Consider the following 25,210-nt stretch of genomic DNA (forward strand, 5'->3'; position numbering starts at 1 on the left):
GGGAACAGGAGAAGGGTTATGTCACTGCAGGTTTCGCGTCATGATTTTGATCAATGGATGATGCCCGTTTATGCACCCGCGAGTTTCGTACCGGTACGTGCGGAGGGATCTACCGTCTGGGATCAGCAGGGGAAAGACTATATCGACTTCGCAGGCGGCATCGCGGTCAACGCTCTCGGGCATGCGCATCCGGCGCTCCAGCAGGTGCTTCAGGATCAGGCCTCACGGCTGTGGCACACCGGCAACGGTTATACGAATGAACCCGTTTTACGCCTGGCCAAACAGCTGATTGATGCCACCTTTGCCGACCGGGTTTTCTTTTGTAACTCCGGTGCCGAGGCCAACGAAGCGGCGCTTAAGCTGGCCCGCAAGGTAGCACACGACAGGGTTGGAATGCATAAAAGCGGCATCGTGGCGTTTAAGAATGCCTTTCATGGGCGCACCCTGTTTACGGTTTCTGCAGGCGGTCAGCCAGCCTATTCCAACGATTTTGCGCCGCTGCCTGCTGACATTCAGCATGCCACATTTAATGATCTTGCCTCTGCGGCTGCCCTGATTAACGACAGTACCTGCGCCGTGATTGTCGAACCGATCCAGGGGGAAGGGGGCGTTGTGCCTGCTGAACCCGCGTTCCTGCGTGGGTTGCGTGAGTTGTGTGATAAACATCAGGCGTTGCTCATTTTTGACGAAGTGCAGAGCGGCGTGGGACGCACCGGCGCGCTGTACGCCTATATGCACTATGGCGTAACGCCAGACGTGCTGACCAGCGCCAAGGCACTGGGCGGTGGCTTCCCTATTGGTGCCATGCTGACGCGAGAAGATCTGGCTCAGGTGATGGGCGTAGGCACTCATGGCACCACCTATGGCGGCAATCCGCTGGCGGGTGCGGTGGCCGGAAAAGTCATGGAACTGATTAACCGGCCTGAAGTGATGGACGGCGTCGCGCAGCGTCATGCCTGGATTGTGGCGGCACTGGACGACCTCAATCAACGCCTGCACCTGTTTAAAGAGGTTCGCGGGTTGGGCTTACTGATTGGTGCTGTGCTCAGCGACGACTTTGCCGGTAAAGCGAAACAGATCAATCTCGCGGCTGCCGAGCAGGGCGTTATGGTGCTGATTGCTGGTGCTAACGTGGTGCGCTTCGCGCCTGCACTGAACATCAGCGAACAGGAAGTGAAGACCGGTATGGCACGCTTTGCCCAGGCCTGTGAACACCTGCTACAGGGAAACGCATCATGATGGTGATCCGTCCGGTTGAGCGGGACGATCTCAGCCAGCTGATGGAACTGGCGGCCAAAACGGGCGGGGGATTGACCTCGTTGCCGGTTGACAGCGCCACCTTACAGGCACGAATCGAACGCTCGCTACAAACCTGGCAGGGCACGTTGCCGCGTGCCGAGCAGGGCTATGTGTTCGTGCTGGCCGACAGTCACGATAACCGCGCGGTGGGGATCTGCGCCATTGAGGTGGCGGTTGGGCTTCAGGAACCCTGGTATAACTTTCGTGTAGGAACACAGGTGCACGCCTCGAAAGAGCTGAACGTTTACGCCGCCTTACCGACCTTATCCTTAAGTAACGATCATACTGGCAGCAGCGAACTCTGCACGTTGTTCCTGGATGCCGACTACCGCGATGGCAAAAACGGTTACCTGTTGTCGAAATCACGCTTTCTGTTTATGGCGAATTTCCGCGAACACTTTATGGCGCGGGTGGTCGCCGAAATGCGCGGCGTGAGTGATGAGCAGGGACACTCACCGTTTTGGGACAGCGTAGGCATCCACTTCTTCTCTATGGAATTCCGCAAAGCCGATTTTCTCAGTGGCACCGGGCAAAAAGCCTTTATTGCCGAACTGATGCCAAAACATCCGCTTTATCTGCACTACCTCACGCCGGAAGCGCAGGCCGTGATCGGTCAGGTACATCCTAAAACTGCACCCGCGCGTACGGTGCTGGAAGCCGAAGGCTTTCGCTATCGCCAGTATATCGACATCTTCGATGGCGGCCCGACGCTGGAGTGCGATATCGATGACATTCGTGCAGTGCGCGAGAGCCGGTTGCTTACCGTACAAAAAGGTGATGTACAGCAGAATGCGCCGCTCTGTTTAGTGGCGAATACCGATTATCACCAGTTTCGCGTGGCACTTTTACCGGTTGATCCGACCACGCAACGTATTCAGCTCAATGATGAACAACTGCAGGCATTACAGTGCCAGCCGGGCGACAGCCTGCGCGTGGTCACGCTGTGCAGTGAGGAGAAAAAAGCATGACGCACCTTATCAACGGACACTGGATCAACGGCGAGTCAGGGCGCTTTACAAAACAGGACCCGGTGAGTGGCGACCTGCTGTGGCAAGGGTTAGCCGCCTCGTCAGAGCAGGTAAGCGCGGCCTGTCAGGCGGCGCGGGCGGCGTTTCCGGCATGGGCACGACAGCCTTTTACCGCGCGTCAGGCCATTTTGGAACGCTTTGCGGCACAGCTTGAGGCGCACAAAACGGCGCTGGCCGAGATCATCGCCCAGGAAACGGGAAAACCACGCTGGGAAGCCCTGACGGAAGTCACGGCGATGATCAATAAAATCGCCATTTCAGTGAAAGCTTACCATCAGCGCACCGGTGAACAGCAGCAGGGTGAGAGCGCCCTGCGCCACCGTCCTCATGGCGTGCTGGCGGTCTTTGGCCCCTATAACTTTCCGGGGCATTTGCCCAACGGGCACATCGTACCTGCCTTACTGGCCGGGAATTGCGTGGTGTTTAAACCGAGTGAACTGACGCCGGCTACCGCAGAGAAAACTCTTCAGCTGTGGCTGGCGGCGGGCGTGCCGGCCGGTGTCATTGGGCTGCTTCAGGGCGGTCGTGAAACCGGTCAGGCACTGGCGGCGGAACCGGACATCGACGGACTGCTGTTTACCGGCAGCGCGCACACCGGCTATCAGTTACATCGTCAGTTTGCCGGGCAACCGGAAAAAATGCTGGCGCTGGAGATGGGCGGCAACAATGCCTTGATCGTTGAGGACCCTGCGGACACGGATGGTGCAGTACATATTGCCATTCAGTCGGCATTTATTACGGCAGGTCAGCGCTGTACCTGCGCCCGCCGTCTGCTGGTGCGGCGCGGTGCGGCGGGCGATGCTTTTCTGCAACGTCTGGTCGAGGTGGCCGCCCGGCTGCAGCCCGGCGCCTGGAATGCCGATCCGCAACCCTTTATGGGCAGTGTGATTTCCTGCGCCGCTGCCGAAAAGATTTATGCCGAATGGCAGCAGCGCGTGGCGATGGGCGGCAAGGTGCTGCTGGAGATGCGTTGGCCCGATCGTCAACAGGCGTTGTTAACGCCGGGGATTATCGACCTGACCGAGGTAGACAATGTGCCCGATGAAGAGGTGTTCGGGCCGTTGCTGGGCGTGATTCGTTATGACGATTATCCGCAGGCCATTCGTCTGGCCAACCAGACACGCTATGGGCTGTCATGCGGGTTGATTTCGCCGTCTCGCGCGCAGTTTGAACAGCTGCTGCTGGAAGCGCGTGCCGGGATCGTGAACTGGAATAAGCCCCTGACGGGCGCTGCCAGCACGGCACCCTTCGGCGGTATCGGTGCATCGGGTAACCATCGTGCCAGTGCCTGGTATGCGGCCGATTACTGCGCCTGGCCGATGGCTTCGCTGGAATCGTCTCAGCTTACGTTGCCTGATGTTTTGTCACCGGGCCTGGACTTTTCGCCGCAAGGAGCGCGTTCATGAAAGCCATTGAAGCGAATTTCGACGGGCTGGTCGGGCTGACGCACCATTATGCGGGGCTGTCGTTTGGTAATGAAGCCTCGACGCGCAACCAGCGGCAACCCTCAAATCCACGCCTGGCGGCAAAGCAGGGCTTGCTGAAAATGAAAGCCCTGGCGGATATGGGTTTTGTTCAGGGTGTGATCCCGCCTCATGAGCGGCCCAATATCGCGGTACTGCGCCAGTTGGGGTTTAGCGGCAGTGATGCGCAGGTACTGGAAAAAGCCGGGAGAACCGCACCCGCACTGTTGTCAGCGGCCAGCTCGGCCTCGGCGATGTGGGTGGCTAACGCCGCCACGGTTTCGCCTTCTGCCGACAGCGCCGACCACCGCGTTCATCTCACCGTGGCGAATCTCAATAATAAATTTCACCGTGCAATTGAAGCGCCTGAAACGACGGCATTGTTGCGGGCGATATTTCGCGATCCCCATCACTTCACCGTCCATGAGGCGCTGCCCCAGGTGGCCATGTTCGGCGACGAGGGTGCCGCTAATCATAACCGCCTTGGCGGGGACTATGGCGATGTCGGAATACAGTTGTTTATCTACGGTCGCGATAACTCGTCTGGCGCGGCCCCGCAGCGCTATCCTGCGCGGCAAACCCGTGAGGCCAGCGAAGCCGTCGCACGTTTACACCAGCTTGCGCCTGACCAGGTGATTTTCGCTCAGCAAAATCCCCTGGTCATCGATCAGGGCGTTTTTCACAATGATGTGATCGCGGTCAGCAATCAGCAGATGCTGTTCTGCCATCAGCAGGCCTTTGTCGATCAGCCCGGGTTGCTGAACCGTCTGCGTGAACGTGTTCCGGGCTTTGTCGCCCTTGAAGTGCCCAGCGCACGTGTTTCCGTTCAGGATGCGGTCAATACTTACCTGTTTAACAGCCAGCTTCTTACCCGTGCCGACGGCAGTATGATGCTGGTGCTGCCTGAAGAGTCACGCCAGCATCAGGGCGTTTGGGATTATCTGCGTGAGCAGGTGGAAAGCGAGGGACCCTTACAGTCATTACAGGTGTTTGATCTGCGTGAAAGTATGCATAATGGCGGTGGCCCTGCCTGCCTGCGTCTGCGCGTGGTATTAACGCCAGATGAGCAACGGGCCGTTAACCCTGCGGTACTGATGAACGATCGCCTGTTTACTTCGCTAAATCAGTGGGTCGATCGCCACTACCGTGACAGATTAACGCAAGACGATTTAGGCGATCCGCAATTGCTGCAAGAAGGGCGGGTTGCCCTTGATGAATTGACCAGGCTGCTAGACTTAGGAAATGTGTATGCATTTCAGCAGTGAAGCAGGCGTTGCCATGAGGGCTGCCTGCTTCCGGTCTTAGGAGGAACGATGCAGGACTTTTTACAGCAGACGCTGTCTGGTGACGCACCGCGTATGCGTAGAGGTGAGACAGCGCATCTTCGCTGGCAGTGGTTGTATCACGGTATTCTGCTCATGGAGCCAAAGACGCCTGTGAAACAGGCGTTGGTACTTTCGGCAGGGATTCACGGTAATGAAACCGCCCCGGTAGAAATCCTTAACCAGCTTATTACGCCTTTACTTCAGGGCGAAAAGCCACTTCAGCAGCGAATGCTGGTGGTATTAGGTAATCCTTCAGCGCTGCGTGCGGGAAAACGCTATGTGGGATATGACATCAACCGGCTGTTTGGCGGTCGCTGGCAGCAGATTGACGACGGTGATGAAGCGCGCCGGGTTCTCCGTCTGGAACAGATGCTGGAGAACTTCTGGCAACTGGGTGAGTGCGATGAAACCCGCTGGCACCTGGATATGCACACGGCGCTGCGCGGCTCTTACCACACGCGTTTTGGCGTAATGCCGCTGAATGATCGGCCATGGCCAGAGCCCTTTTTGCACTGGCTGGCGGTTGCCGGGCTTGAGGCGCTGGTCTTTCACCGTTCGCCCGCGGGCACCTTTACCCATTTTAGCTGTGAACACTTTGGTGCAGCCAGCTGTACCCTGGAGCTGGGTCAGGCGCGACCTTTTGGCGAAAACGATTTGGCGCAGTTCAGCGCTGTCTCTCAGGCACTGGCAGCATTGCTGTATGGCGAGCCCTTGCCGGAAGCGCAATCTGTTCCGCGCCGCTATCGGGTCAGTCAGCAGATCACCCGCCACAGTGAAAAGTTTCAGCTTCATATGAGCGACGACACCAAGAACTTTACCGCTTTTCCGCAGGGCGCTTTGCTAGCGGAAGACGGGGAAAGGCGCTATTTCGTGCAGCAGGCGCGGGAATATGTGTTGTTCCCCAATCCCCGTGTGGCTCTGGGGTTGCGGGCTGGACTCATGCTGATTGAAGAGAGTGAGCAAACCCAGGCTTTGCCCCTTTGACGTCATCGATACAAAATAGCGGAAGACACCTTCCGCTTTACTGCTAAAGGCATTACAATTCTCCACGATTTATCCGAAATCTCCTGATTATTCATACTCTTTTTCAATTTCTGACGCCTTTCTTCTTAATCCCTCCATGATTGCCTGAATTGTGGCTTTTGCGCTTTCACGCTTTTACTCTCGCTCGCAGTAATTGACGTTCAACGTCGTATGCTTGTTTCCGAAGACGCGACAGAGTGCTGTCGTTACGAAACTGAACAAGTGAATAAAAAGGACACTGTTATGCGTAAATTAACTTCTCTGTTACTGGCTTCAACTCTGGCATTCGGCGCGGCAACGGTTGTTCATGCTGAAGCCGATAATCTGACACCACCACCGGCAGGCACGGAAAAGCCGATGCATAAACCGATGCGTCACGGTATGGATATGATGTTTGGCGGGCTGAATCTGACCCCAGACCAGAAAACCAAAATGCATGAAATTATGAAAGAGCGTCGCGATGAAATGCAGCGCCCATCACAGGATGAACGTCGTGCGACGCACGCCATCATCGCCTCTGACAGCTTCGACAAAGCCCAGGCTGAAGCGCAGGCAGATAAAATGACCGCGAATGCCAAAGCCAACGCGGTGACCATGATGGAAACCCAAAATAAACTGTATAACGTGCTGACGCCGGAGCAGAAAAAACAGTACAACGCGAATTTTGAAAAGCACCTGACTGAAAAACGTCCGATGCACGGCAAGATGGCGCCTGCACCTGCACCCGCTCAATAAGCCGCACGTTAATCAGTAAAGACGGTTGAAGACCGCCGACCTTGTCCACCTGGCGTGGGCAGTGTCGGCGGTTTTTTTTATTCTAAAGGGGAATAATGGGGTAATGGCCAGACAATACCGGACTGCAGAGAATTTTGTAGCCGTCGTGATCGAACCCGCCTTTGCCGCGTTTAAGGGACTTTGCCTCGTCCATCGTTTGCACGGAACCCAGATAGAACCAGTGATCGATAACGTGGATTTGCGTCAGGTGTTTACCTTCTTCCACCAGTGCCACCGCACCTTGCCATGGCCAGCAGAATACCCGGACGTTTTCCAGCGCGGCGAGCAGTCGGTCCTGATGATCGCTCACAGGTTCCTTGCCACAGCAGGCACCGGCGCAGCGGCGCAGGGCAGAACGAAAGCAGCCCCGGTTGGCACTCAACGCTTCCAGCCCTAACAAGCCGTGGCACAGCTGATATTCATCGGCAAGCTGCTTAAGACGTTCCAGCGCGGCAAAACGGCTGCGGTAAAGACCAAACAGGTTCGGCGACTGGCTGAAATCGACGTCACGGGCATACACCACTTCCGGTTTACCCTCTGCGGTAATTTGCAGAGAACAAAGCTGACGATTTTTGCGCAGGCGTTTATTAAACAGGGGCTGCTGCGTTTTGATCATTTGCGCTTCCAGCAGCAGCGCACCGAGATCGCCTGCTGTGGGAATCCAGCTGACGCGCCGCGACTGGCGTAACATTTTTGCTTCATCGGGTGTACGAAAATGGGACATCACGCGCGAACGCAGATTAACGCTTTTGCCGATGTAAAGCGGCAAGGTATCGCTGTCGCCATGAAAAGTATAAACGCCGGGCTGATTTGGCAGGCCTTCGAGCCATTCACGCAAATGTTCCGGGTATTCATAAATGGTTGCCGCGTCAAATTCGAGGCGATGAGTGGCTGCACGTCTGACCAAAACGGACTCCTGTACTGGTTGTCCATACAGTGTAACAGGCAGGTTAAAGGTTCGCCAGTCAGAGATTCATCAACGCCTTGTCGCCAGCCAGCAAATCAGAGAGCCAGCGGTGATCATAGCAACGCCTTGCCAGAAGCTTATCGGTGGCGTCAGCCCCAGCCATAGCGAGGCCAGCAACGCCGAGAGTACCGGCGTGAAATAAGATGCCGTCGCCAACAGCGTCAGGTTGCCATGCTGGATGCCGTAATTCCAGGCAGAGTAGGCAACCGCCGTTGACGCACCCATAAACAGCACTTCTGCTGCAGCGGTCACGCTAAATTGCAGCGTTTCATGCTGCGTGAACAACACGAATTTGAGCCATAGCGCCAGGGCCGTCACCATAAAAAACAGGGTGACACCGTTGCTGCCGCGAGCATAGCGGCGCGTGATGTTGTTGTAGAGCGCCCACGCAATCGCCGCGATAAACGCCAGCAGGTAGGCTGTTGGATTGCTGGCAATATTCTGCGCCATCTTACCTGTCACATTCCCGTTAGCGCCTTTCATCACCCAGATAATACCGCAGAGGGAAAGCAGCAGTCCGGGCCACAGCCACAGGCGAAAACGCTGCTGGTTAAACGGAATCGCCAGCACGATTGTCAGGCAGGGCCAAAGATAGTTGATCATCCCCATCTCCAGCGACTGGTGACGATCGCGGGCAAGGCCGACCGCCAGCGCCAGGCAAATTTCATACCCGACAAACAGCACGCCGCCTGTAAGCAGATAGCGGCCCGGCATGTTACGTGGGTTGGGAACGCCGCGTGTGAGGCACAGCAAAACAGCCGTGGTGGAGTAGATAAGCGCGGCACCACCAGTCGGGCCAAATGCCTCGCTGACGCTGCGCAGCAGGCCGATAGTGGTGCTCCAGAGCAAAATCGCGCTCAAACCGACTAAGGTCGCGCGTGGTAAGTTAGCAGGCATGGAAACTCAATGTCTAAAAGAGCCGCCAGCGGGCAGCGAGCGCGAAATATGCTAACGGTAAGCCTGTACCCTGTCCATCAGGTATTCCGTCTGGGTAGAGGCTGAGTTTGCTGTAATGGTCTGTGTGCTGAGCAACGTTTTTCCCTCAACGCACCTCATGAAAGGCCTGATCATCAGGTTGCTTAACGCCCTTTACCGACCGCAATCCAACCTGTCAGGGCTTTACCTCTGTTGACGAGCCTCGCAAGCTTATCAGCCACGCGTAGGCAAAGGGGGATGCCCACAGTATTACGTCTTATGGCTTTCCACCCACATGCGGTGGAACAGAGTGAAGTGTTAAGGATTAGTTAGCGATTTATTGCAGTGAGTAAGGATGTGTTTTTTTATACATTATTATAATGATAAGTTGTTGTTTTTTTAGAAATTAATCAACGTTAAATGCTTAATAAACAATGCTTGTTTTTGGCGCTGTTATCACATTTTTATGTCGATAGTTAAGGTCTGCGTCTGAAATTTTCAGACGAATTAACTTTTTAATAAGAACCAGGTGAAAAATATGACTATAACACAGCGGCTTTTACTGACCTTTTCCCTTCTTTGCATGGCGCTGATAGCCATGGTTATCGTGGCGGTTTCCGTAGCGGACGGTTTTCAGTACCGTTTCCAGTATGTGCAGGAAAATACCATTCCTTCTATTACTGATATCGCCAAAATGGTTGACGGTAGCAATGCCATTATCATCGCGCTCTATCATCATCAGAGCATGACCGATCCCGCTAAGCAGATGCAAATTGAGAAAGAAATCAAGGGCGTCTTAAACCATATTTCGATGCTCAACCGGAATTACCTTAAGAATGATATTTCCAGTGAGGAAGATCGACAGATGACCGAAAAGGCATTTGTCACCATTAAAAAGATTGAGGCGGATCTGCCTGCTTTTCTCACGGCCTCACGCGCACAGAACGACGCGATTTCTTTGTCGATGCTACAGGGTAATAGCGGTATTGGTGCGCTAACACGACAGCTGATTGACGATTATCAGAAACAGCTGCAACTGAATGTGGATATTGGTAATCAACTTCGTAAAGAGAATGACAGCACCTATCGTCATACTTTACTCATTCTGATTGCCGGTTCTGTTTCAGCCATATTGCTGTTAGGCTTTTTTACGCTTAAAACAATTTTTGCTATTCGTCGTCAGCTCAACACCATGCGCCACACAATGGAAACCGCGAGCGGAAATCTGGATCTGACATTACGTGCAGATGACTCTCGCGGAGATGAAATCGGTCTGACGGCAAAGGCATTTAATCATTTGGTGGAAAATGTTGCACTGTCCCTCAGCGCAGTAGAAAGCGCGGCTCAGTCGGTCAGTACGGCTTCCGCACAGATTTCTGCAGGCAACGAAGATCTCTCATCTCGTACGGAAGAGCAGGCTGCCTCCCTGGAGCAGACGGCTGCCAGCATGTCTGAGTTGAGTGAAACAGTGCGTCAGACGGCAGAAAATACGCGACTTGCCAGCCAGCTTGCCCAAAACGCGCGTGATATATCTGAAGACAGTGCGTCACGCGTGAAGGCGATGCTGATGACCATGGGTGATATCCGGACGAGCTCGACAAAAATTACTGATATCATTGCGTTGATTGAAGGTATTGCATTCCAGACCAATATCCTGGCGCTTAACGCGGCGGTTGAAGCGGCGCGGGCAGGTGAACAAGGGCGCGGTTTTGCCGTGGTCGCTGGCGAGGTGCGCAACCTGGCTCAGCGATCGTCTTCTTCTGCCAGGGAGATCAAAGCGCTTATTGAAGCTTCTATGCTCCATGTAGAAGCTGGCTCGAACCAGGCCGAGGGCGTGGGTAATAATATTACGCGCATGACAGACGCGGTCCGTCAGGTGACCGATTTGGTCGATGAGATTTCGGTTGCTGCAAACGAACAGTCGCAGGGAATTAATCAGGTGCACCTGGCCGTAAACCAGATGGATGATGTGACGCAGCAAAATGCCTCTCTGGTTGAAGAAGCATCTTCTGCATCCCGTTCATTAATTGATCAGGCCTCAACCCTTAACCAGTTGGTTGCGACCTTCACGCTCGCCAAAACGCAGCGCCAGGCACCGATCCAAAGCAGCATGATCGGACGTGCAGACCGTATTCAGATGCCTGTCCGCAGCCCGATGGCAGCGGCGGGTGAAGCTGACTGGCAGCGTTTTTGATCGGGGGACGTATCACGCAGTCGCGCCCGGCCACTGAGCTGACCGGGCGCGATGTTAAAGCCGGATAAAGGCTATAGGGCGTTATTTCCAAAAGTCGTCGAAAACAGTGATAGGCGGACGACGCTTATGCTCGGTTTTCAGATACCAGCCTTCAATAATCTTCGCGCTGTCCGGCGCGATGGTTTTGCCTTCCAGATAGTCATCGATCATATCGTAGGTGACACCCAGCGCGACTTCATCCTGCAGGCCAGGGCGATCATCTTCCAGGTCGGCCGTGGGTTTCTTCAGATAAAGATGTTCAGGGCAGCCCAGCGTTTTCAGTAACTGTTTTCCCTGACGTTTATTCAGGCGGAAGATAGGGTTAATGTCACTGCCGCCATCACCATATTTGGTGAAGAAGCCGGTTACCGCTTCTGCGCCGTGGTCGGTACCGACCACCACACCTTTGGACATACCGGCAATGCTGTACTGGGCTTTCATCCGTTCGCGGGCTTTTTCATTACCCCGCACGAAATCGGACAGCACGATCCCCGCTTCTTTCAGCGCCCGCTCGCTGGCCAGCACCGCTTCTTTGATATTGATCACCAGCGAACGATCCGGCTGGATAAAGGCCAGAGCGTCCTGACAATCCTGCTCATCTGCCTGTACGCCGTAAGGTAAACGCACCGCGATAAAGGTGTAGTCGTTATCGCCTGTTTCCTGCCGAAGCTCCGTTATCGCCATCTGAGCCAGCTTGCCGGTCAGGGTGGAATCTTGTCCGCCGCTGATACCGAGTACCAACGCCTTAAGGCCGCTGTGGCGCGTTAAGTAGGCTTTAAGGAAATCAACGCTGGTACGGATCTCCTGGTGTGGATCGATAGTCGGCTTAACGCCAAGTGCGGTAATGATTTCCTGCTGCAGTGACATCAACATCTCCTTAAGTCTGTAGCCCGTTGGCACAATACAAAGCATGTTTTAAAGCTAACGCGCATCCCGGGAAACAACAAGCCAAAGCGACCGCTGTTTTTATTGAGACGGGCAGAATCAGACGCTTTTTACTTCGGCTGCGGGTTTTTTCGCCAGAACGGTAAACGTCAGTATAGCCAGCATGTAGCAGCCAAAAATCGTCAGCGTCATACTGATTACTGATGTCCCGCCAATGCCTGTTACCGGCACGGCAATAGCGCCCAGGGTAAACCCGGTGACGCCAATCACCGCCGATGCGCTGCCAGCGCGCTGTCCCTGACTTTGCATCGCCAGCGACGACGCCGTCGTGGCAATCACCCCGTTACTGGCAATGGTAAAGAACAGGGCGAGTAGCACCAACGGCAGAGGCGCATGGCTGAGCCCGGCAATCAGCAACGCACTCGATGCGACACAGGCCAGCGTCAGACCGCCTTTCAATACGCGGTACTCTCCCCACAGTGGGCAGAGCCGGGCGCTGGTCTGTGAGGCGATGATTAGTCCAATACCGTTTGCGGCAAAGCAGAAGCTGAACGCCTGCGGAGACAAGCCGTAAAGTTGTTGCAACACAAAGGGTGAGGCACCGATGTAGGCAAACATGCCAGACATCATCAGCCCCTGTGTGAGGCAAAATCCCATAAAAGGGCGATGGGTAATGACCTGACCCAGCGCAGCATAGGCTGAAAATACAGAGCCCTGACTACGACGTTCGGCAGGAAGGCTTTCATGCAGCTTCCAGCGCGCCAGCAGGATAAGTAAAACGGCGATGCAGCTCAATACCACAAAAATACCGCGCCAGTTCAGCACGGCCATAAGTGCGCCACCTAATACCGGTGCGCCGATAGGGGCCAGGCCGTTGACCAGCATCAGCAGGGCAAAAAAACGGGTAAGTTCATGACCGCTGTACATGTCACGCGCCACGGCCCGCGACAGGACGGCGCCACCTGCGCCTGCTAAGCCCTGACACAGGCGGGCCAGTAACAGTTGGTGAATGTCCTGTGCCAGGGCGCAGCCTATCGAGGCGATAAACAGCAGCACCAGGGATAAGGTTAGCGGGCGCAGTCGACCAAATTTGTCGCTCATTGGCCCGAAAAACAGCTGTCCGGCACCCAATCCGAGTAGCCCGGCAGTCAGGCTGAGCTGAGCCGTTGAGGTCGAGGTCTGAAGATCCTGCGCCAGTTGCGGCAGTGCGGGCAGGTACAGGTCAATACAGAGCGGCCCCAGGGCAGCCAGTAATCCCAGGGTGATGGCGTAAACCCGTCGGTTTGGTGATGAAAGCGTCATTAATCCTCTGGAACCAGAATGCTTGTTGGTGACAACGTCACTTATGTTGTTCACCCGCCTTGAAACGCGGGCCATTAGCCATTAAGGCAGGCCTCTCAGCGCCACTATTCGCCTGAATAACCGCTGCGTTAAGGCCATTGCGGCGCATTTTATCAAATCTTTCAGGGCAGATTGAGTTTAAGTACGTCATTAACTTGAAAAAAACCGTTTTATGTTCCAGGCTTCTCAGCACATGGACAAAAAAACGAGGAACAACAAGATGAATAAAGTGATGGGATGTATCGCTGCAGCGCTGACGCTGGCTGCGCTCTCTGGTTGTACGACTTACGATCGTGCGGAAAGCTTCGTGACTAAGCCTGTGGTTAAGGATGTCAAAAAAGGCATGACTCGCGAACAGGTTCGTCAGATTGCTGGCCCTGCAGCCACTGAAATCACGATGGTGCATGCACGTGGTACCTGCCAGAGCTACGTCATTGGCGAGCGTGATGGCAAGCCACAGACTTACTTCGTTAGCTATAACGATACCGGTCGCGTGATGAACTATGGCTTCCAGAGCTGTGCTGAGTACGATACTGACCCGCAGGTTAAGCAGTAACTACCCGCTTTAACAAGAAACGGCTCGCCATCAGGCGAGCCGTTTTTTTATGCCTATAATCCCGCCGGACGAGGGACTTCAATATAGCTGCCGTTAATTTCCCGCTGATAATAATGACCGTCCTGCACGTAGAAACGCCTGCCGTTAAAATCCAGAATCCGCATGCCGCTTTCATAGGTTTGCACGGGCGGTTCCACCACCACGTATTCTTCTCCGTGACGCTGATAATAACTGCCGTTAAGCAGGTAGTAAGTTAATCCACCGATCAACACCGCCGTCGCGGCCAGTGGCAAAACGTGGAAGTGGTCGGGACCGTGCCAGCGCGGTGCCGGGCCATGCCAGCCTGGGCCGGGTCGCCAGTGCGGGCCAGGGCCCCAGTCACCGGGACGACCAAAAGCGTGAGCTGGCGCAACTATCGCTAACGCCAGTAATGAGGCGATAACCGTTTTCATGAGTGTTCTCCTGCAGTTATTACCTGCAGAATTCTCTTTTTGCCGCATAAAGACAAGCAGAAATACCCTGTATTATTGCCCGTTTACCACGCTTAACGTTTTCTTAACGGCACCACGATAATCAAGGAGAAAAATGGAGAAGATAAGACAGAAAGAAGGGAAAGACCTGGCGGCTGGCGCCAGGTCTGCAGTGATTAACTGTGTTCTAATTCACCGTGTTCGCTGCGTTCTAAAACGCGTTTATTGGTCAGGCCCAACCAGCGGCTGGTCAGGGAACCTGCAGTCATGGAACCATTGACGTTCAGCGCTGTTCTGCCCATATCAATCAGGGGCTCAATGGAAATCAACAGTGCCACCAGGGTAACCGGCAGCCCCATTGCGGGCAGCACAATCAGGGCAGCAAAGGTCGCACCGCCGCCGACACCGGCCACGCCTGCGGAGCTCAACGTCACAATACCGACCAGCGTGGCAATCCACAGCGGATCAAAAGGGTTAATGCCAACCGTTGGGGCCACCATCACTGCCAGCATGGTCGGATAAAGACCGGCACAGCCGTTCTGTCCAATAGTGGCACCAAACGAGGCCGAGAAGCTGGCAATCGATTCGGGCACGCCAAGACGGCGAGTCTGGGCTTCAACATTCAGCGGAATGCTGGCGGCGCTGGAGCGACTGGTAAAGGCGAAGGTCAGTACCGGCCAGACTTTGCGGAAAAACCGCATAGGATTGATGCCGTTGACCGATAAGAGCAGGGCATGAACCACAAACATGATGGTCAGTCCTAAGTAGGACGCCACCACAAAGCTGCCCAGCTTAATGATGTCCTGTAGGTTAGAACCGGCCACCACTTTAGTCATCAGCGCCAGCACACCATAAGGTGTCAGTTTCATAATCAGGCGCACCAGCTTCATCACCCACGACTGCAGGGTATCGATGGCGATCAGGACGCGCTGGCCTTTAACCTCATCGTCTTTATGGAGCTGCAGGGCAGCGACGCCAAGGAAGGCGGCGAAAATGACCACGCTGATGATCGAGGTCGGGCTGGCCCCGGTTAAATCAGCAAACGGATTCTTAGGAATAAACGACAGGATTAATTGCGGCACGGTCAGATCGGCGACTTTACCGACGTAGTTACTCTGAATCGCGCTCAGGCGAGCGGTTTCCTGTGCGCCCTGTACCAGGCCGGTGGCGTTAAGATGAAACAAACCGGTTACGAAAACGCCGACCAGGGCGGAAATGGCCGTCGTAAACAGCAGTACGCCAATAGTCAGAAAACTGATTTTCCCCAGCGAAGAGGCATTGTGCAGACGGGCCACGGCGCTGAGTATGGATACAAACACCAGCGGCATCACAATCATCTGCAGCAGTTGTACATAGCCGTTACCCACGATGTTGAACCAGCTAATTGAGGTTTTAACGATATCGCTGTTGCCGCCGTAAATCAGCTGTAGTGCCAGACCAAAAAGCACACCCAGCACTAAACCGGTCAGCACTTTTTTTGACAGGCTCCAGTTTGCGCGGCTCATGCGTGACAATAAAAGCAGCAGCACGACAAATGCTACGACGTTAAGCGTAAGAGGAATATCCATAGCAACTCCGAAGTTATGCAGCATTCCCTGGTAGGAGAGCGGCAAAGATAGTGATCGTAAAGATACGTATTCGGAAATGGTAACAGTTAGAAATGGCGCAATCTTATATCCAAATGGAATAGCTTATAACCGGGACTGTTTTGCTCCCGGCTTAGCGTTCTGATTGCGCAGAGATGAGACGACTGACGCCGTTTTGCAGCGTATCAAATACCTGGGCCGGCCAGCCATTTTCGCCAAACGACGGCATCCCCAGCGGGAACCATAAGGCATAACCAATCAGGCAAAGACAAAGCGTACGCTCCAGCTGATTGCCTTTCTGACTGTTAAGCACTGGCAGGCGAAAACGCCAGCGGCAGGGCCAGAGCAGGGGAACGCCGGCGGGGGTGAGCATATCAGCCACAATATGGCTCAGATAACCGAGCGTCATGCCCTGCAACACATCCGCCGGGACAGGCCAGCTTTTCGGCACGTTGATCTGGAACAACCACAGGCTGGCTGCCACGGCAAGCAGGCTGTGGGTAAATCCGCGATGGCCAAACACCCGCGCAATAGGGTGCGACAGCCAGCGCAGCCGCTGTCCTAACAGGGATTTAGGATGGTCGATATCGGGAAGCAGGCAGGTCAGTAACGTGGCCGGAATCAAATGCCACCAGTCGGCATGCGCCATCACTGGGGTAAGTTCGGCCCGTTTAGCGAAAATAGCGCTGGCAACAGCAAAAAAGATATGGCCCTCGGCCGTCATGATAAAACCTGGCTGGAAGAAAAACTGTCGATGCATCCAGTATAGGGATTTATCCAGTAAATGAGAACCCGTGACGCTGTAACGAAGCGTTAATTTTTTAAGGTTGTGCAACAGGTTACAGCGTAGCCACAATTAACCCAGCAAATGTGCGCGCGTCAGCTGTGTCAGGCTGCTGAGTTTAACATCGGCCAGCGACCAGCGGGCATCGTCCTGATGCGCGGCAGCCGGGACGACAACCGCGCGCATGCGCGCCGCTTTGCTCGCGACCATTCCGTTGACAGAGTCTTCCAGGGCGACACAGTGAAGCGGATCGATACGCAACGCGTCGGCAGCATGTAAATACACCTGCGGATGCGGCTTACTGTAGGGCAGATTCTCCGCCGATGACAGCACGTCAAAATAGTGGCGCAGGTTGAACATTTCCAGCACGCCTTCCAGCATAAACAGTGGCGAAGCCGAGACAAGGCCGATTTTCAGGCCGTGCTGTTTGCACAGTGTCAGTGCGGATTCAACGCCGGGTAGCAGCGGGCGCTGCGTGGCGATCAGTTCCATCGCACGGGCGATGATGCGCTGAGTCACTTCTTGCTGGCTCGGCCCTGACCAGGGCAGGGTTTCGTACCACATGCGCACGGTCTGGTCGATGCGCAGCCCCAGCGTATCGGGGAGCTCATGGCGGCGCGTCAGATCGAGATTCAGGGTTGAAAAGATATCCATTTCGGCTCTGTCCCAAAGCGGTTCCGAATCGATCAGCAATCCATCCATATCAAATAAAGCAGCATAAACAGGGCGGTGGTAAGGCATGAGGCTCTCCCGTAAACATGACGGCCTACTTTATCACGAACGGGGGAGGCTCGCTCAGGAGAGGCATTACGGGCGCAGCCCGCGCTTTTTTTTGGGAAAACGCCCTAAGGGCAGGTAGACTAGAGGCTAACAGGATTTTGGGTTCAGGAGATATCATGACCTATCAACAGGCTGGCCGCATTGCCATCCTTAAGCGTGTCGTCGGCTGGATAGTTTTTTTACTGGCGTTAGTATCCACAATAATCTCACTGCTGAGTTTTTTATTTAAGCACAGTGAAAAGAAGCCTGGCATTGATGCCGTTATGCTTGATTTTATTCATGTTATGGTCGACATGATTCGTTTTAATACGCCGTTCCTGAACGTTTTCTGGCATAACTCACCTGTGCCGGACTTTAACGGACAGATGAATCTGGGATTCTGGCTTGTCTATATTTTGATCTTCGTCGGTCTGGCGCTGGAAGCTTCAGGTTCCCGCATGGGACGCCAGGCGCGCCACGTGCGGGAAGGCATTGAAGACCAGATGATTCTTGAACAGGCTAAGGGCAGTGAAGGGCGCACACGTCAGCAGTTAGAAGGGAAGGTGCGCGTACCTCGCCACACCATTTTCCTGCAGATTTTCCCGCTCTATATTCTGCCGGTGGTGATTGCCATCGCGGGATATTTCCTGCTTTCTCTGCTGGGTTTTCTGTAACCGGTCAGGCCGGTTTAGCCTGACCGGCCGCCAGTGCATCATCATCCAGTAGCTGACCTACGGCAAGCTGCGCGGCTCCCAGCCAGTTGCCGCCAAAGACGTTCGCCCGATTTAGCAGATAATAAAGCTGATAGACCGGCTGGCGCTGTGAGAAGCCATCCGGTAACGGCCAGGTCTGGTTATAACCGTCAAAGATTTCTCTGGGCAGATCGTTAAACCAGCTCAGCATGGCCAGGTCACATTCCCGATCTCCCCAGTAACAGGCCGGATCAAAAATCCATGGCCCACTCTGGCTGGCTGCGCAATTGGTGGGCCACAGATCGCCATGGAGCAGAGAAGGTTGGGGATGATGTGATGCCAGCGTTCGCTGCACGCAGTCGACAATCAGATCGGCATCGCCATACAGGATGCCTTTCTCTGCGGCGATTTGCAGCTGCCAGCCGATGCGCTGTTCTGCAAAAAAAGCAGACCAGCGCCGTAGCCAGCTGTTAGGTTGTGGCGTGGTCGTCAGGTTATTGTCAAAATCAAGACCGAACTGGGGCTGCTCGCTCCACTGATGCAGGCGCGCCAGCTGCTGTCCTAACTGATGCGCGCTGTGCGCGTCGAGAGGCTCAGGCTTGATGTACTCCAGCAGAATGAAACTGTAATCCCGATCGCTGCCGACGCCGTATACTTCCGGCACGCGGACGGTCTGCGTTCGGCGCAGCAGGGCGAGTTGATCGGCTTCCCAACTGAAAAGCGTCACCTTGTCGCGGCTGTTACATTTTACAAATACATCCTGGTCGCCATAGCGAATCAGCCAGGCAGGATGTACGTCCCCACCGGGAAGTTCAAGACGTTGGGTAATATCGGCATGACCAAATGGCTCGTTTAACAGACGACTAATGGCTGACCACATCGGGTTATCCTCTTTATTCGCTGCCTGAGTTCGATTGTAACCTGTAACCTCTCTCGAAAATCTGCGCTTGCGCACAGACTATTCTGGCGAACGGGCAGCGTCGCGCAGAAAATCTTCAAGCGTGGTCAACGTAACGTCGGGTTTCTGGCCCAGCGCGCTTTCGCCAGCGGCAATGGCTTGCTGTTTTAAATCTTCGTGGGTAAGCGTGGTGACAATGCCAAAACTGTTGGTGCCAAGCTCGTGGGGGTTCCCCTTATCATCCATCAACGTGGTAGAGAAGCCGCCTGATGTCAGCGCGCCGGTTAGTGTCAGAACGTCAGCGAGTCCGCTTTCCTGATAATGAAACGTGACGACATAGCGGTGTAAATCCCCGTTACTCATTTTGCACCTCGACATGGTTAAATAACACACAGCGTAGTACATGGTGAAAAAACAGGCGAATAATGAAGGAGATGAGCCTTAAAATCAGATCAATCTGTGCGCAAGTCACGGCGGGAATGCGAAAGAAACCCAATGTAAATCTTGTAAATGAACAGATGCCATTTGGTAAAAATGGCTCTATAATGCGCGCCGAAATCAGGTTAACGCCCAGTGAATGCACGGCGTTACGCTAATGTATGCCGTTCTGAGCGAATTCATGTTTTTTTACAAAAGTTACCGTAAATTGCATTGATCGCATTGGGAAACCCTTCAGAATCTTCGTTTTTAAAACTGCCGCACGGATCACATTTAATGAAAGCCTTTAACAAGCTGTCTGCTGTTCTTTTGCTCTCTGCCGGAGCGTTTTGTCACCAGGCGCTGGCCGATAATGCTGTCTTTACCGCAATGGATGACCCATCCACGGCTAAAAAGCCTTTTGAAGGTTCTGCCTCTGCGGGTTACCTGGCACAAAGTGGTAACACCACCAGTTCATCATTGACCGCACAAAGCAATATGACCTGGTACACAGAATCAATGGCCTACAGCTTGTGGGGCAATGCCGCAAACACCTCTGCTAACGATGAGCGCTCTTCTGAAACCTATAACGTTGGCGCACGTTCCCGTTACAACATGAGCGCCTATGACTATCTGTTCGGTCAGGCGAGTTGGTTAAGCGACCGTTACAACGGCTATGATTCCCGTGATGTGCTGACCGCCGGTTACGGTCGTCAGATTCTGAATGGTCCGGTGCATTCGCTGCGTGCTGAATTCGGTCCGGGCGTGCGTTACGACGATTACCGCGGCGGCGATCACAAAACCCAAGGCCTGGCCTACGGTGCGGTAAGCTACCAGTGGCAACTGACCGATACGACCAAGTTTATTCAGGGCGTATCTGTGCTGAGTTCACTGGGCGAAGATACCACGGTCAACTCAGAAACCGGTTTGCAGGTTGCCATCAACGATCACTTTGCCCTGAAACTGGCTTATAACGTGACCTGGAACAACAACCCACCGGCTTCTGCGCCAGACCATACCGATACCCGAACCTCTGTCATGCTGTCCTACGCAATGTAATGCGCGTTCACAATGGCTGATCAATCGCGGTCTGGCAGAGTGCCTGGCCGCTTTTTTTTGATCTCTCTGAGGGTTAGCGTAAAACGCATGGGTTTTGCTCGCGCCTGAAAACTGCTATTATCCGTACCGCATTACACTCCTGGCGACATTCCGACAATGTGGGTCTGATATACCGCCAGGTCAATAAAACTACTCAATTTTGTATGTAAGCTTTCGTGTGGCTTACCACTGCAACTAAGGACATTCTATGCCTGTAATTACGCTTCCTGATGGCAGTCAGCGTTCGTACGATCGCCCTGTCAGCGTTATGGACATCGCGCTTGATATTGGTCCCGGTCTGGCAAAAGCCTGTATCGCTGGACGGGTTAACGGTGAACTGGTTGATGCGGTTGATCCCATCACCGAAGACGCGTCTGTTGCCATTATCACAGCAAAAGACGAAGCGGGTCTTGAGATTATTCGCCACTCTTGCGCGCATCTGTTAGGCCATGCCATTAAGCAACTGTGGCCCGATACGAAAATGGCGATTGGTCCAGTTATCGATAACGGCTTCTATTATGACGTCGATATTGATCGTACCCTGACGCAGGAAGATATCGAGCTGCTGGAAAAACGCATGCATCAGTTGGCCGAGACCAACTACGATGTGGTGAAGAAAAAAGTCAGCTGGCAGGAAGCGCGTGATGTCTTTGCTGCGCGCGGTGAAGTCTATAAGACCACCATCCTGGATGAGAACATCAGTCATGATGATCGCCCAGGGCTCTATCATCATGAAGAATACGTCGATATGTGCCGTGGCCCGCACGTGCCGAATATGCGTTTCTGCCATCATTTCAAACTGCAGAAAATTTCGGGTGCTTACTGGCGCGGTGACAGCGATAACAAAATGCTGCAGCGTATCTACGGTACAGCATGGGCAGACAAGAAACAGTTGGCAGCTTACCTGCAGCGTCTGGAAGAGGCGGCGAAGCGCGACCATCGTAAGATTGGTAAGCAACTCGACCTTTACCATATGCAGGAAGAAGCGCCGGGCATGGTTTTCTGGCATAATGACGGCTGGACTATTTTCCGCGAGCTGGAAGTGTTCGTCCGTAGTAAGCTAAAAGAGTACCAGTATCAGGAAGTTAAAGGTCCGTTTATGATGGATCGCGTCCTGTGGGAAAAAACGGGTCACTGGGAAAACTACAAAGATGCGATGTTCACGACCTCATCTGAGAACCGTGAGTACTGCATCAAACCAATGAACTGCCCGGGGCATGTGCAAATTTTTAACCAGGGGTTAAAATCCTATCGCGATTTGCCGCTGCGTATGGCTGAGTTCGGTAGCTGCCACCGTAATGAACCATCAGGTGCTTTGCACGGTCTGATGCGTGTTCGTGGCTTTACCCAGGATGATGCCCATATTTTCTGTACTGAAGACCAGCTGCGTACTGAAGTTAACAGCTGTATCCGCATGGTTTACGACATGTACAGCACCTTTGGCTTTGAAAAGATCGTGGTGAAACTGTCCACGCGTCCTGAAAAGCGCATCGGTTCTGATGAAACCTGGGATCGTGCAGAAGAAGACCTGGCTGCGGCGCTCAATGAAAACAACATTGAGTTTGAATATCAGCCGGGTGAGGGTGCGTTTTATGGCCCTAAAATTGAATTTACACTATACGATTGCCTTGACCGTGCCTGGCAGTGTGGAACAGTTCAGCTAGACTTTTCCCTGCCTAAACGACTGGATGCTACCTACGTGGGAGAAAACAACGATCGTCAGACCCCGGTGATGATTCACCGTGCGATTCTGGGATCGATGGAGCGCTTCATCGGTATTTTGACCGAAGAGTTCGCGGGTTTCTTCCCAAGCTGGCTGGCACCGATGCAGGCTGTGGTAATGAATATTACCGACGGTCAGGCAGAATATGTTGAGACTTTGACACGTAAATTGCAGAATGCTGGCATTCGTGTGAAAGCAGACTTGAGAAATGAGAAGATAGGCTTTAAAATCCGCGAGCACACATTACGTCGCGTCCCTTATATGTTGGTCTGCGGTGATAAAGAGGTGGAAGCTGGCAAAGTTGCCGTTCGCACCCGCCGTGGTAAAGACCTTGGGTCGATGGATGTCGATGTGTTTGTTGAGAAGTTGCAACAAGAGGTTCGCAGCCGAAATCTTCAACAATTGGAGGAATAAAGTATTAAAGGCGGAAAACGAGTACTACCTACGCGTCCGAACAAAATTAACAGTGAAATCCGCGCGACCGAAGTGCGCTTAACAGGCATGGATGGTGAGCCGATTGGCATTGTCACATTACGCGAAGCTTTGGAAAAAGCCGAGGAAGCGGGTGGCGACTTAGTCGAAATTAGCCCGAACGCCGAACCGCCGGTCTGCCGAATTATGGATTACGGCAAGTTCCTCTATGAAAAAAGCAAATCTTCTAAGGAACAGAAGAAGAAGCAAAAAGTTATTCAGGTTAAGGAAATCAAATTCCGTCCTGGAACCGATGATGGCGACTATCAGGTCAAACTACGCAACCTGATTCGCTTTCTGGAAGATGGCGATAAAGCTAAAATCACGCTCCGTTTCCGCGGTCGTGAGATGGCGCACCAGCAGATCGGTATGGAAGTGCTTAACCGCGTCCGTAAAGACCTGTGTGAAGATCTGGATTTGGCCATTGTCGAATCCTTCCCTTCGAAGATCGAAGGCCGCCAGATGATCATGGTGCTCGCTCCTAAGAAGAAACAGTAGGCATTCAAGTAGCAATGGCCGCGCAGCGCTTGCGTTGCGCGGTTTGTTGTTCGCCTGTCTGGGTCATGTTATCAACAATGCGAAGTGGATATTTTTAAAAATGCCAAAGATTAAAACTGTACGTGGCGCGGCTAAGCGCTTCAAGAAGACCGCTTCTGGCGGCTTCAAGCGTAAACACGCAAACCTGCGTCATATTCTGACTAAAAAATCTACTAAGCGTAAACGTCACCTGCGTCCGAAAGGCATGGTGTCTAAAGGCGATCTGGGTCTGGTTATCGCCTGCCTGCCGTACGCATAAGTAAATTTTTTAATTAATTCAGAATATTAAACAGGAGAGCTAAATGGCTCGTGTAAAACGTGGTGTAGTTGCTCGCGCACGTCACAAAAAAATCTTAAAACAAGCTAAAGGTTACTACGGTGCACGTTCACGTGTTTACCGCGTTGCCTTCCAGGCTGTTATCAAAGCTGGTCAGTATGCTTACCGCGACCGTCGTCAACGTAAGCGTCAGTTCCGTCAGCTGTGGATCGCGCGTATCAACGCAGCGGCGCGTCAGAACGGTATGTCTTACAGCCGTTTCATCAATGGTCTGAAAAAAGCAGCCATTGAAATTGACCGTAAAATCCTGGCCGACATCGCCGTATTCGACAAAGTGGCATTTACTGCACTGGTAGAAAAAGCGAAATCAGCGCTGGCGTAAGTCAGTTGAAAAAGGGAGCTTGCTCCCTTTTTTATTATCTGTAACCTGAGCAAAAGATTGACTTTTTCACCGCTGCGCATTTCAATAGTGCCGTTGAGAATCACGACAAGGTAACGCAAGCATGAATGCTGCTATTTTCCGTTTCTTTTTTTACTTTAGCGCCTGACAATCAGGGGCTTTTGCGCATAAGAAAAGAAACGAAAAATCGCGCTGAAAGCCTCCCACGTGGAGGCTTTTTTTGTTTTTGGCGCTGGCATATTGGACCGCCAGGTCCCAACACGTACTAACCAGCCTGACTGGAAAAAGAGGAAAACATGTCCCAACTAGCAGAACTGGTGGCGAACGCCACGGCGGCCATCGATGGGGCGACCGATATCGCCGCCCTTGACGCGGTGCGCGTCGAATATCTGGGGAAGAAAGGGCATCTGACACTGCAGATGACCACACTGCGCGAGCTGCCAGCGGAAGAGCGTCCTGCCGCAGGTGCCGTGATTAACGAAGCCAAACAGCAGGTAACGGAACGCCTGAACGCGCGTAAAGAAGAGATGGAGTCAGCGGTGCTCAACGCGCGTCTGGCGGCAGAAACCATCGACGTCTCCCTGCCGGGACGTCGTATCGAGAACGGCGGCCTGCATCCGGTTACCCGTACCATCGATCGTATTGAAACCTTTTTTGGCGAACTGGGCTTTGCGGTCGTTACGGGGCCGGAAATTGAAGACGATTATCATAACTTCGATGCACTCAATATCCCAGGCCATCACCCGGCGCGCGCCGATCATGACACCTTCTGGTTCGATGCCACGCGTCTGCTGCGTACCCAAACCTCTGGCGTGCAAATCCGTACCATGAAGAACCAGCAGCCACCGCTGCGCATTATTGCACCGGGCCGAGTTTATCGTAACGACTACGATCAGACGCACACGCCGATGTTCCATCAAATGGAAGGTCTGATCGTTGATAAAAATATCAACTTCACCAACCTGAAGGGCACGCTGCACGATTTCCTGAACAACTTCTTTGAGGAAGACTTGCAGATTCGTTTCCGTCCTTCCTATTTCCCATTTACCGAACCGTCCGCGGAAGTGGATGTCATGGGTAAAAATGGCAAGTGGCTCGAAGTGCTGGGTTGCGGCATGGTACATCCGAATGTCCTGCGTAATGTCGGTATCGATCCGGAAATCTATTCAGGCTTCGCCTTTGGCATGGGCATGGAGCGCCTGACCATGCTGCGCTACGGCGTGACCGATTTGCGCGCATTCTTCGAAAATGATTTACGTTTTCTCAAACAATTTAAGTAAGGGCAGGTT

Annotated in this window: 26 protein-coding genes and 1 other annotated feature; of the genes, 16 read left to right on the forward strand and 10 right to left on the reverse strand. The window is 53.5% G+C overall.

The window, feature by feature from the left end:
• The first annotated feature begins 18 nt into the window (after positions 1-18).
• The 6 genes from A6A26_RS14340 (at position 19) to spy (ending at position 6,873) form a co-directional block, all read left to right on the forward strand.
• Complete coding sequence (locus A6A26_RS14340; RefSeq protein ID WP_063879353.1) at positions 19-1,239, forward strand: aspartate aminotransferase family protein; 1,221 nt, start codon at positions 19-21, stop codon at positions 1,237-1,239.
• Positions 1,236-2,267: an arginine N-succinyltransferase gene (gene astA / locus A6A26_RS14345; RefSeq protein WP_063879354.1), complete on the forward strand. Its 1,032-nt coding sequence runs from the start codon at positions 1,236-1,238 to the stop codon at positions 2,265-2,267. Before A6A26_RS14340 ends, astA begins: the two co-directional genes overlap by 4 nt.
• A complete protein-coding gene (gene astD / locus A6A26_RS14350) occupies positions 2,264-3,733 on the forward strand; it encodes a succinylglutamate-semialdehyde dehydrogenase (RefSeq protein WP_063879355.1) in 1,470 nt (489 codons plus the stop codon). The genes astA and astD overlap by 4 nt, the downstream gene beginning before the upstream one ends.
• Positions 3,730-5,055 carry an N-succinylarginine dihydrolase gene (gene astB / locus A6A26_RS14355; RefSeq protein ID WP_063879356.1) on the forward strand — a complete coding sequence of 442 codons (1,326 nt, stop codon included), beginning with the start codon at positions 3,730-3,732 and terminating at the stop codon, positions 5,053-5,055. Before astD ends, astB begins: the two co-directional genes overlap by 4 nt.
• Before the next feature lie 48 nt (positions 5,056-5,103).
• A complete protein-coding gene (gene astE, locus A6A26_RS14360; RefSeq protein WP_063879357.1) occupies positions 5,104-6,099 on the forward strand; it encodes a succinylglutamate desuccinylase in 996 nt (331 codons plus the stop codon).
• Between the two features lie 282 nt (positions 6,100-6,381).
• A complete protein-coding gene (gene spy / locus A6A26_RS14365; RefSeq protein ID WP_063879358.1) occupies positions 6,382-6,873 on the forward strand; it encodes an ATP-independent periplasmic protein-refolding chaperone Spy in 492 nt (163 codons plus the stop codon).
• An 82-nt stretch (positions 6,874-6,955) separates the two neighbouring features.
• On the opposite strand, the gene cho is transcribed toward spy, so the two are convergent.
• Positions 6,956-7,819: an excinuclease Cho gene (gene cho, locus A6A26_RS14370; RefSeq protein ID WP_063879359.1), complete on the reverse strand. Its 864-nt coding sequence runs from the start codon at positions 7,817-7,819 to the stop codon at positions 6,956-6,958.
• Between the two features lie 69 nt (positions 7,820-7,888).
• On the reverse strand, positions 7,889-8,776 hold the full coding sequence (gene yddG, locus A6A26_RS14375) for an aromatic amino acid DMT transporter YddG (protein WP_063879360.1): 888 nt from the start codon (positions 8,774-8,776) through the stop codon (positions 7,889-7,891).
• Between the two features lie 556 nt (positions 8,777-9,332).
• On the opposite strand from yddG, the gene A6A26_RS14380 reads away from it, so the two are divergent.
• A complete protein-coding gene (locus tag A6A26_RS14380) occupies positions 9,333-10,988 on the forward strand; it encodes a methyl-accepting chemotaxis protein (RefSeq protein WP_063879361.1) in 1,656 nt (551 codons plus the stop codon).
• Between the two features lie 81 nt (positions 10,989-11,069).
• On the opposite strand, the gene nadE is transcribed toward A6A26_RS14380, so the two are convergent.
• Together nadE and A6A26_RS14390 are read right to left on the reverse strand one after the other, a co-directional pair.
• Positions 11,070-11,894: an ammonia-dependent NAD(+) synthetase gene (gene nadE / locus A6A26_RS14385; protein WP_063879362.1), complete on the reverse strand. Its 825-nt coding sequence runs from the start codon at positions 11,892-11,894 to the stop codon at positions 11,070-11,072.
• A 117-nt stretch (positions 11,895-12,011) separates the two neighbouring features.
• Positions 12,012-13,214, reverse strand: coding sequence for a multidrug effflux MFS transporter (locus A6A26_RS14390; RefSeq protein ID WP_063879363.1), 1,203 nt, complete (start codon positions 13,212-13,214; stop codon positions 12,012-12,014).
• A 259-nt stretch (positions 13,215-13,473) separates the two neighbouring features.
• Between A6A26_RS14390 and osmE the strand changes: the two genes are divergently transcribed.
• Positions 13,474-13,809, forward strand: coding sequence for an osmotically-inducible lipoprotein OsmE (gene osmE / locus A6A26_RS14395; protein ID WP_063879364.1), 336 nt, complete (start codon positions 13,474-13,476; stop codon positions 13,807-13,809).
• 53 nt (positions 13,810-13,862) lie between these two features.
• On the opposite strand, the gene A6A26_RS14400 is transcribed toward osmE, so the two are convergent.
• From A6A26_RS14400 to hxpB, 4 genes are all read right to left on the reverse strand, one after another.
• Entirely contained in the window at positions 13,863-14,261 is a 399-nt protein-coding gene (locus A6A26_RS14400) for a DUF6515 family protein (RefSeq protein ID WP_063879365.1), read from the reverse strand.
• 194 nt (positions 14,262-14,455) lie between these two features.
• Positions 14,456-15,847, reverse strand: a complete 1,392-nt coding sequence (locus A6A26_RS14405) for an L-cystine transporter (protein WP_063879366.1) — start codon at positions 15,845-15,847, stop codon at positions 14,456-14,458.
• 151 nt (positions 15,848-15,998) lie between these two features.
• On the reverse strand, positions 15,999-16,589 hold the full coding sequence (locus A6A26_RS14410) for a metal-dependent hydrolase (RefSeq protein ID WP_063881164.1): 591 nt from the start codon (positions 16,587-16,589) through the stop codon (positions 15,999-16,001).
• Between the two features lie 132 nt (positions 16,590-16,721).
• Positions 16,722-17,390 (reverse strand): hexitol phosphatase HxpB, encoded by a 669-nt coding sequence (hxpB, locus tag A6A26_RS14415; protein ID WP_063879367.1) that lies wholly within the window; start codon positions 17,388-17,390, stop codon positions 16,722-16,724.
• 155 nt (positions 17,391-17,545) lie between these two features.
• On the opposite strand from hxpB, the gene A6A26_RS14420 reads away from it, so the two are divergent.
• Complete coding sequence (locus A6A26_RS14420) at positions 17,546-18,082, forward strand: YniB family protein (RefSeq protein ID WP_063879368.1); 537 nt, start codon at positions 17,546-17,548, stop codon at positions 18,080-18,082.
• 4 nt (positions 18,083-18,086) lie between these two features.
• On the opposite strand, the gene A6A26_RS14425 is transcribed toward A6A26_RS14420, so the two are convergent.
• Together A6A26_RS14425 and ghoS are read right to left on the reverse strand one after the other, a co-directional pair.
• Entirely contained in the window at positions 18,087-18,980 is an 894-nt protein-coding gene (locus tag A6A26_RS14425) for a fructosamine kinase family protein (protein WP_063879369.1), read from the reverse strand.
• Between the two features lie 78 nt (positions 18,981-19,058).
• Positions 19,059-19,361 carry a type V toxin-antitoxin system endoribonuclease antitoxin GhoS gene (ghoS, locus tag A6A26_RS14430; protein WP_063879370.1) on the reverse strand — a complete coding sequence of 101 codons (303 nt, stop codon included), beginning with the start codon at positions 19,359-19,361 and terminating at the stop codon, positions 19,059-19,061.
• Positions 19,362-19,712: 351 nt separating this feature from the next.
• Here ghoS and A6A26_RS14435 point away from each other — a divergent pair, with 351 nt between their 5' ends.
• The 7 genes from A6A26_RS14435 to pheS all read left to right on the forward strand — a co-directional run bounded on the left by A6A26_RS14435 (position 19,713) and on the right by pheS (position 25,201).
• Entirely contained in the window at positions 19,713-20,474 is a 762-nt protein-coding gene (locus A6A26_RS14435; protein WP_063879371.1) for a DUF481 domain-containing protein, read from the forward strand.
• Positions 20,475-20,721: 247 nt separating this feature from the next.
• Positions 20,722-22,650, forward strand: a complete 1,929-nt coding sequence (gene thrS, locus A6A26_RS14440) for a threonine--tRNA ligase (RefSeq protein WP_063879372.1) — start codon at positions 20,722-20,724, stop codon at positions 22,648-22,650.
• A gap of 3 nt (positions 22,651-22,653) precedes the next feature.
• The gene (gene infC / locus A6A26_RS14445; protein ID WP_033732471.1) at positions 22,654-23,205 is read left to right on the forward strand and encodes a translation initiation factor IF-3; all 552 of its coding nucleotides are present in this window, start codon (positions 22,654-22,656) and stop codon (positions 23,203-23,205) included.
• A 100-nt stretch (positions 23,206-23,305) separates the two neighbouring features.
• Positions 23,306-23,503 carry a 50S ribosomal protein L35 gene (gene rpmI, locus A6A26_RS14450; RefSeq protein ID WP_004157374.1) on the forward strand — a complete coding sequence of 66 codons (198 nt, stop codon included), beginning with the start codon at positions 23,306-23,308 and terminating at the stop codon, positions 23,501-23,503.
• A gap of 43 nt (positions 23,504-23,546) precedes the next feature.
• Entirely contained in the window at positions 23,547-23,903 is a 357-nt protein-coding gene (gene rplT / locus A6A26_RS14455; protein WP_006118956.1) for a 50S ribosomal protein L20, read from the forward strand.
• Positions 23,904-24,019: 116 nt separating this feature from the next.
• Positions 24,020-24,145, forward strand: a sequence feature (Phe leader region).
• Positions 24,025-24,069 carry a pheST operon leader peptide PheM gene (gene pheM / locus A6A26_RS25525; RefSeq protein WP_106120997.1) on the forward strand — a complete coding sequence of 15 codons (45 nt, stop codon included), beginning with the start codon at positions 24,025-24,027 and terminating at the stop codon, positions 24,067-24,069. It overlaps the preceding feature by 45 nt.
• A 72-nt stretch (positions 24,146-24,217) precedes the next feature.
• Positions 24,218-25,201, forward strand: a complete 984-nt coding sequence (gene pheS, locus A6A26_RS14460; protein ID WP_063879373.1) for a phenylalanine--tRNA ligase subunit alpha — start codon at positions 24,218-24,220, stop codon at positions 25,199-25,201.
• Positions 25,202-25,210 lie beyond the last annotated feature (9 nt).

The organism is Pantoea sp. OXWO6B1 (genome assembly GCF_001641135.1).
Lineage (GTDB): Bacteria > Pseudomonadota > Gammaproteobacteria > Enterobacterales > Enterobacteriaceae > Pantoea > Pantoea allii.

Coding starts and splice junctions, on each gene's coding strand:
- A6A26_RS14340 (WP_063879353.1), top strand. CDS start 19: ATGTCACTGCAGGTTTCGCGTCATGATTTTGATCAATGGATGATGCCC.
- astA (WP_063879354.1), top strand. CDS start 1,236: ATGATGGTGATCCGTCCGGTTGAGCGGGACGATCTCAGCCAGCTGATG.
- astD (WP_063879355.1), top strand. CDS start 2,264: ATGACGCACCTTATCAACGGACACTGGATCAACGGCGAGTCAGGGCGC.
- astB (WP_063879356.1), top strand. CDS start 3,730: ATGAAAGCCATTGAAGCGAATTTCGACGGGCTGGTCGGGCTGACGCAC.
- astE (WP_063879357.1), top strand. CDS start 5,104: ATGCAGGACTTTTTACAGCAGACGCTGTCTGGTGACGCACCGCGTATG.
- spy (WP_063879358.1), top strand. CDS start 6,382: ATGCGTAAATTAACTTCTCTGTTACTGGCTTCAACTCTGGCATTCGGC.
- yddG (WP_063879360.1), bottom strand. CDS start 8,776: ATGCCTGCTAACTTACCACGCGCGACCTTAGTCGGTTTGAGCGCGATT.
- A6A26_RS14380 (WP_063879361.1), top strand. CDS start 9,333: ATGACTATAACACAGCGGCTTTTACTGACCTTTTCCCTTCTTTGCATG.
- nadE (WP_063879362.1), bottom strand. CDS start 11,894: ATGTCACTGCAGCAGGAAATCATTACCGCACTTGGCGTTAAGCCGACT.
- A6A26_RS14390 (WP_063879363.1), bottom strand. CDS start 13,214: ATGACGCTTTCATCACCAAACCGACGGGTTTACGCCATCACCCTGGGA.
- osmE (WP_063879364.1), top strand. CDS start 13,474: ATGAATAAAGTGATGGGATGTATCGCTGCAGCGCTGACGCTGGCTGCG.
- A6A26_RS14400 (WP_063879365.1), bottom strand. CDS start 14,261: ATGAAAACGGTTATCGCCTCATTACTGGCGTTAGCGATAGTTGCGCCA.
- A6A26_RS14405 (WP_063879366.1), bottom strand. CDS start 15,847: ATGGATATTCCTCTTACGCTTAACGTCGTAGCATTTGTCGTGCTGCTG.
- A6A26_RS14410 (WP_063881164.1), bottom strand. CDS start 16,589: ATGACGGCCGAGGGCCATATCTTTTTTGCTGTTGCCAGCGCTATTTTC.
- hxpB (WP_063879367.1), bottom strand. CDS start 17,390: ATGCCTTACCACCGCCCTGTTTATGCTGCTTTATTTGATATGGATGGA.
- A6A26_RS14420 (WP_063879368.1), top strand. CDS start 17,546: ATGACCTATCAACAGGCTGGCCGCATTGCCATCCTTAAGCGTGTCGTC.
- A6A26_RS14425 (WP_063879369.1), bottom strand. CDS start 18,980: ATGTGGTCAGCCATTAGTCGTCTGTTAAACGAGCCATTTGGTCATGCC.
- ghoS (WP_063879370.1), bottom strand. CDS start 19,361: ATGAGTAACGGGGATTTACACCGCTATGTCGTCACGTTTCATTATCAG.
- A6A26_RS14435 (WP_063879371.1), top strand. CDS start 19,713: ATGAAAGCCTTTAACAAGCTGTCTGCTGTTCTTTTGCTCTCTGCCGGA.
- thrS (WP_063879372.1), top strand. CDS start 20,722: ATGCCTGTAATTACGCTTCCTGATGGCAGTCAGCGTTCGTACGATCGC.
- rpmI (WP_004157374.1), top strand. CDS start 23,306: ATGCCAAAGATTAAAACTGTACGTGGCGCGGCTAAGCGCTTCAAGAAG.
- rplT (WP_006118956.1), top strand. CDS start 23,547: ATGGCTCGTGTAAAACGTGGTGTAGTTGCTCGCGCACGTCACAAAAAA.
- pheS (WP_063879373.1), top strand. CDS start 24,218: ATGTCCCAACTAGCAGAACTGGTGGCGAACGCCACGGCGGCCATCGAT.